The organism is Sandarakinorhabdus limnophila DSM 17366 (assembly GCF_945882885.1).
In the GTDB taxonomy this organism is placed as follows: domain Bacteria; phylum Pseudomonadota; class Alphaproteobacteria; order Sphingomonadales; family Sphingomonadaceae; genus Sandarakinorhabdus; species Sandarakinorhabdus limnophila_A.
This window is the reverse complement of sequence record NZ_CAMCWT010000099.1, coordinates 1-4,636: the sequence shown is the minus strand read 5'-3', so window position 1 is coordinate 4,636 and position 4,636 is coordinate 1. Positions and strand designations below refer to the sequence as shown.

The following is a 4,636-nucleotide window of genomic DNA, read 5'->3' as shown; positions in this document are numbered from 1 at the left end:
CCATGCTGAAGGGCCAGGCGCCGCCAGCGGATCGCGCTCGAAGTGCTGACCCCAAAATGTGCTGCTGCCGCTCGGCAGCTCATGCCGCCGTCAATCGCACCGACAACTCGGTCCCGAAGATCCTGTGAGAGCGTTCGTGCCATCCATGCTGGCCTCCTGCCACCAGCAGGAAGTCTGAATCACAACGCCGCCCAAAAGGGAATCCCCAACGAGCCAGTTCAGGTGGAAAACGCTCTAGAACCGCCTGTCCCTCTACCCAGAATGCCCGTTGCGGGCTAAGGCTGTGGCCATGGCCACATCCATCTCCGCCCCGCTCGTCGCGCCCGCCATTCCAGCCAGTGAGCGCTATTTCAACCGCGAGCTGTCGTGGCTGTCGTTCAACGAACGGGTGCTGGCCGAAGCCATGAACCGCACGCACCCGTTGCTGGAACGGCTGCGTTTTTTGTCGATTTCAGGCAACAACCTCGATGAGTTTTTCATGGTGCGCGTCGCCGGCCTGCGCGGCCAGGTGCAGGCCAATATCGAAACGGTGAGCGCGGAGGGCATGACACCGGCGCAACAGCTGGTCGCCATTGCCGAACAGGCCGATCACCTGATGGAAGAACAGCAGCGGGTGTGGAGCCTGCTGACCAAGGAGCTGGCGCGCACCGGTTTTCACGTCATTACCGCCGGGAAGCTCACCAAGGTGGAGCGGGACTGGCTTCAGACGCATTTCCTTGATCAGATTTTCCCGGTGCTCACCCCGCAGGCGATTGATCCGGCGCACCCGTTCCCGTTCATCCCCAACAAGGGCTTTTCGCTGATCTTGGAACTGCGCCGCCAGTCCGACGATGAACTGCTGCGCGCCCTGCTGATGCTGCCGGCTATGCTGCCGCGTTTCATCCGGTTGCCGGGCAATGGGCGCAGTCGCGGCACGGTGCGCTGGATCAGCCTGGAAAACACCATCCGGGCGTTCTTTGATCAATTGTTCCCCGGCTATGATCTGGTGGGCGATGGCGCTTTCCGGGTGATCCGTGATTCCGATATCGAAGTGGAAGAAGAAGCCGAAGATCTGGTGCGCTTTTACCAGACCGCGCTGAAGCGCCGCCGCCGCGGCGAGGTCATCCATCTCACCATGGAGGAAAATGCTCCGCCCGGCCTGTTGATGCTGGTGAAGAGCCAGTTGGGCGTGGATGATCGCGACACCATCCTGGTTTCGGGCGTGCTCGGCATCAACGATCTGGCGCTGCTGGTGGAGGAAGACCGGCCAGATCTGAAGTTCGAACCGCACACGCCGCGCTTTCCGGAACGCATCCGTGAACATGGCGGTGATTGCTTTGCTGCCATCCGCAGCAAGGATCTGGTGGTTCATCACCCCTATGAGAGCTTTGAAGTGGTGTTGGCCTTTCTGCGCCAGGCTGCGGCCGATCCCGATGTGATCGCCATCAAGCAGACGCTGTATCGCGCCGGCAAGAACAGCCCCATCGTGCGCGCCCTGATCGATGCCGCCGAAGCCGGCAAATCGGTGACAGCGGTGGTCGAACTGAAGGCCCGTTTTGACGAGGAGCAGAATATTCGCTGGGCCAGCGAATTGGAACGCGCCGGCGTGCAGGTTGTATATGGTTTTGTGGAATGGAAAACTCACGCCAAGCTGAGCATGGTGGTCCGGCGCGAAGGGGCGGCGATCCGCACCTATGTGCATTTCGGCACCGGCAATTATCACCCGATCACGGCGCGCATTTATACCGATCTGTCGTTCTTCACCGCCGATCCGCTGCTGGCGCGCGATGCGGCGCAGGTGATGAACTACATCACCGGTTACGTGCAGCCGACCAAACTGGAAAAGCTGGCGATGGCGCCGCTGGCAATGCGCAGCCGGCTCTATGGCCTGATCGACGAGGAAATCGCCCATGCCAAGAAGGGGCGGCATGCCGCCATCTGGGTGAAGCTGAACAGCCTGGTGGATGCCGGCATCATCGAGAAACTCTATGAAGCAAGCGCGGCGGGCGTGGAGATTGATCTCATCGTGCGCGGCATCTGCTGCCTGAAACCGGGCGTGCCGGGGCTTTCGGACAATATCAGGGTGAAGTCCGTGATTGGCCGTTTCCTCGAACACAGCCGCATTTGCGTGTTCAGCGGCGGCCATGAACTGCCCAGCCGCCATGCACGCGTGTTCATCTCCTCGGCCGACTGGATGCCGCGCAACCTTGATCGCCGGGTGGAGATCATGGTGCCGATCGAGAACCCGACGGTGCACGCCCAGGTGCTGAACCAGGTGATGCTGGCCAATCTGAAGGACAATCAGCAGAGCTGGGAGCTGTCGGCCGATGGCCGCTACACCCGCGTGGTGGACGACCGTGAAGAGCTATTCAACCTGCACCGCTATTTCATGACCAATCCCTCGCTGTCGGGGCGTGGCCAGATGAAGGATGCGAAGGCAGTGCCGGTGCTGATGCTGCCCGATGAGGATGAGGACCTGAGCGAGCAGAGCGATGCCGCCGGGCTTGCCTGAACCCGTGCTCACTCTGGCGCGCAAGGTTGGGCTAAGCCCCGTGCCGGCGCCGGCTGTCGATGACCGCTGCGCCATCATCGACATTGGCAGCAATTCGGTCCGCCTTGTCGTCTATCACGGCCGCACCCGCATGCCGGAAACGATGTTCAACGAGAAAGTCATGGCCGGGCTGGGGCGTGGGATCGCCGCCAATGGCCGGTTAAGCGACAATGCCATGGACGTGGCGGTGGCCGGGCTTCGCCGCTTTGCCGCGCTGGTGCGGGCGATGGGGGTCGCCAATGTACGCACTGTCGCCACCGCAGCCGTGCGCGAGGCGAAAAACGGGCAGGCGTTCATCAATCGGGTCGCCGCCGAATGCGGGCTGGTGATCGAGGTGATCGATGGGGAAGCTGAAGCGCGCGGGGCCGCAATGGGCCTCGTGTCGGGCATTCCCTTTGCCGATGGCGTGGTGGGCGATCTGGGCGGCGGCAGCCTGGAACTGATCCGGGTGTCGAACGGCGAGATGGGCAACCGCATCAGCCTGCCGATCGGAGCGCTGCGGCTGGATGCAGTACGCAAGCGGGATCGCCGCGCGCTGGGGCCGTTCATCGCGAAGGCGCTCGAAAAGGTTGAGTGGTCGGGCGAAGGCAAGGGCAAGCCCTTTTACATGGTGGGTGGATCGTGGCGGGCGCTGGCGCAAATCCACATCTGGATGACTGGCCATCCACTGCCGATTGTCCACCAGTATGAAATGCCGGCAACAGCACCGGGCAAATTGTTTCGCAGCCTGTCGCACACCGAACTCGCCACGCTGAGGGCGGTGCCGCACCTGTCCACCTCGCGGCTGCCGTCGCTTCCCGGCGCGGCGATGCTGCTGGCGGCAGTGGTGAAGAAACTGGGATCATCCAGCGTCATTGCCTCGGGCTTCGGCCTGCGCGAAGGGATGCTCTATGCCGATCTGTCGCCGCAGGATCAGGCGCTTGATCCGCTGATCACCGCCGCCCGCGCCGAAGGTGCCCGCCAGGGCCGTTTCGCCGAACATGGCGACATGCTGTTCGACTGGATGGACCCGCTGTTTGCGGATGAACCTGACGGTGACCGCCGGCTGCGGTTGGCGGCGTGCCTGCTTTCAGACATTGCGTGGCGCGCCCACCCGGATTTCCGCCCGGAACGCGGCGTGGACGTGGCGCTGCACGGCAACTGGGTGGCCGTCACGGCCGCCGAACGCGCGGCGCTGGCCTGTGCCCTGCATTATTGCTTCGGCGGCGATCCGGAAGCGCCGGTGATATCGACCTTGATTGCCCTGGCTCCGGTGCCGCTGCTGGTGCGCGCCCGCGCTTGGGGCCTGGCGCTGCGGCTGGGTCAGCGCCTGACCGGTGGCACTGCCGTTGGCCTGGCGGCAAGCCGGCTGGAGCGCCATGGCGACACGCTGGTGCTGCGGCTGGGCCAGTCCCACGCCGATCTGGCGGGTGGCGACGCCGTGCAGCGCCGGCTGAAACTGCTGGGCGGCGCGTTGAACCTGACGCCGCGGCTGGAATACGCTTAATCGCCGCTCAACTGGCTCATCTTGAGCTTGCCATCCGTCACCGCAAAGCCCAGCCGGCCTTCGACCAGCGCCAGCGCGTCCGCGCCGAAGATATCGTGCCGCCAGCCCTGCAGCACATCCAGCCCATTACGCTGGCCGGCGGCGAGCAGTTCCAGATCATCGGCGCGCACGATCAGGCGCGGTGCGACGCCGGCCTCTTTGGCGCGGATCTTCAGCAGCAGCTTGAGCAGATCGGCGATCAGCGCGCCCTCGGATGACAGGCCTGGCCGCTGCGGCTCGCGCGCTGGCATCTCGTCGGCCTCCAGCGGCGGCGCATCTTCCAGTGCTGCCATCAAGCGGGCACCGATGGCATTGCCGCCCCACGCCGCCGAAAGCCCGCGCACCTTGGCCAGATCGGCTTGGCTGCGGGGCGGCGAGGAGGCGAGATCGGCCAGCGTTTCGTCTTTGACGATGCGGCCGCGCGGCACATCTTTGTCTTGCGCTTCCAGTTCGCGCCAGCGCGCCAGCGCCTTCAGCCGGCCCAGCACATCGGCCTTGCGGCTGGGCAGCCGCAGCCGCAGCCAGGCGCGTTCCGGATCATTGGCATAGGTGGCGGGATCAGACGCGCGCGCCATTTCATC

4 protein-coding genes are annotated in these 4,636 nt (G+C 64.4%); 2 read left to right on the top strand and 2 right to left on the bottom strand.

Going from position 1 to position 4,636, the window contains the following annotated elements:
* Positions 1–143, bottom strand: a 143-nt coding sequence (locus Q7O19_RS13060; protein ID WP_303810926.1) for a helix-turn-helix domain-containing protein, incomplete at its 3' end; no start/stop codon positions are given.
* Between the two features lie 146 nt (positions 144–289).
* Between Q7O19_RS13060 and Q7O19_RS13055 the strand changes: the two genes are divergently transcribed.
* Positions 290–2,491, top strand: a complete 2,202-nt coding sequence (locus tag Q7O19_RS13055) for an RNA degradosome polyphosphate kinase (RefSeq protein WP_303810925.1) — start codon at positions 290–292, stop codon at positions 2,489–2,491.
* Positions 2,484–4,016 carry a Ppx/GppA family phosphatase gene (locus Q7O19_RS13050; RefSeq protein ID WP_369692485.1) on the top strand — a complete coding sequence of 511 codons (1,533 nt, stop codon included), beginning with the start codon at positions 2,484–2,486 and terminating at the stop codon, positions 4,014–4,016. Before Q7O19_RS13055 ends, Q7O19_RS13050 begins: the two co-directional genes overlap by 8 nt.
* Here Q7O19_RS13050 and Q7O19_RS13045 read toward each other — a convergent pair.
* Positions 4,013–4,636: HRDC domain-containing protein (locus Q7O19_RS13045; RefSeq protein ID WP_303810923.1), on the bottom strand; the 624-nt coding region annotated here is incomplete at its 5' end. The genes Q7O19_RS13050 and Q7O19_RS13045 overlap by 4 nt on opposite strands.